The 1,757-nt window shown below is 70.1% G+C and carries 1 protein-coding gene; it reads right to left on the bottom strand.

Features of this window, described 5'->3' with window-relative positions:
• Window positions 1-1,757: DNRLRE domain-containing protein (locus Mam01_RS35930; RefSeq protein ID WP_204289676.1), on the bottom strand; the 1,757-nt coding region annotated here is incomplete at both ends.

The following is a 1,757-nucleotide window of genomic DNA, read 5'->3' as shown; positions in this document are numbered from 1 at the left end:
CGCCGGGGGGATCGCCGCCCACGTTCCGGAACCGCTGACGTCGGCCTTGTATTCGTACCGGACCCCGGTGGCGCCGGGGGCGGCGCGGGAACCCAGGGTGACGGCGGCCTGGGTGCGGTCGCCGGCCAGCGGCGCGGTCACCTCGCCCGCGCCTGCGCCGAAGCTGTAGGTGGTGACGGTGGAGGTGCGCAGGGCCATGTCGCGGGCCTTGACCGACAGGGTGTGCCAGCCTTGGGAGGGGTCGATGGTGATCGTCTTGGGGTCGCCGCCGCCGTCGTTGTCCTCGACCAGTTCCGGCGCCGAGGCGTCGTCCAGCCCCCAGTAGTAGCCCGCGCCGTCCGCGGAGGTGGTGTCGAGGGTGCAGGTCACCGGAGCGGATGCCGTCGCCGTCCAGACCCCCGAGGCGTAGTCCGGGCAGGAGATCGTGGGCGCGGCCGGGGCGGTCATGTCGACGGTGAAGTACCGGTAGGAGGAGTAGTCGCGGGAGTAGTCGGTGCCGTCGTCGCCTCTGGCCCGCCACCGGTAGTGGTAGCCGTCGACCAGCTTGCCCGACGGGACGGTCACCGTGCCCAGCTCGCCCTGCAGAATGCCGGTCACGCTGCCGGTCCACACGCTGCCGGTGCCCTCGGCGGGATAGTTCGGGTCGTGCTCCAGATAGAAGCTGATCGTCTCGGTGTCCCACTCGCCGTCGCCGACCATGCCGGTCAGCGTGGGGGTGAGGGAGGTGACGAACGTGCCGCCGTTGGTGCCGCCCGCTGAGGGGTTGGCGGTCAGGTGGTGCGGGACGGTCGGGTAGGAGTTCCACTGGATCGTCAGCCGCGGGCCGTCCGCGCCGACGGTGTTTTCGGAGGAGCGGTACATCCGCCAGTTGGTGGCCTGGGTCTCCGACACCGCGCGGACCTGCAGGCCGTAGTTGTCGGTCGGGTGGTCGGTCCAGTACTGCACGATGTCCTCGATCGACCACAGCATGTCGTGCTCGGGACAGCTGGAGTCGTACCCGTAGGCCTGGCTGGTGTTGTCCACCATCCCGGTCGTGGTCGAGGTCGGGTGGTTCGACTGTGTCAGCGTGGACGACGACCAGGCGGAGGTGACCCGCTTGACCCGGATGCCCAGGCCGGCGGCCACGCCGCCGCAGGCGTTGGCCTTGTAGTTCGACAGGTACAGGTCGGCGTTCATGATGTGCTTGCTGACCAGGCCGCCGAGCTTGAACTGCAGGTACGTGCGCGCGGTCTTCGTCCCCGACCCGAACCGGCCCACGTGCAACCACGTCGCCGAGGTCGCCGAGTTGGGGTAGTCGTCGGAGACGAACGTGTCGGTCTGCAGGGTCATCTGCATGTACGGGTCGATCGTCACCGGGTACGTCACGTCCGGCGCATTCAGGAAGTCCATCGACGGCTTCAGCACCAGGACCGGGCCGCCGGAACCCTTCTCGATCGACGAGCCGACCTCCGACCTCCTGCCCGCGTCCGGGGAGTCGGCCGCCGCCGCGTCCCACATGTGCGGCGGCGGCGCGGCGGCGACCACCTCGCCCTTGTCCTTGCCGGCGTTGTCGACCAGCTTCAGCCGGTTCCTGGAGTCCTTGGACAGGTCGGCTCCGGCCAGCTCGACCGGCAGCCGGATCTCCACCGGCGCGGTCGGCTTCTGTTTCAGCACCACGTAGTGCACGAACCCGCGGGGCTGCGCCTGCACGACCAGGTCCGCGCCGGGCGCGATGTCCGCCCACGTCGCGGTGTTGCCCGACACCTGCGGCCTGCCCA

It is taken from the genome of Microbispora amethystogenes, assembly GCF_016863015.1.
Taxonomy (GTDB): Bacteria; Actinomycetota; Actinomycetes; order Streptosporangiales; family Streptosporangiaceae; genus Microbispora; species Microbispora amethystogenes.
The sequence above is the reverse complement of the archived record's forward strand: the minus strand, read 5'-3'. Positions and strand labels throughout refer to the sequence as shown.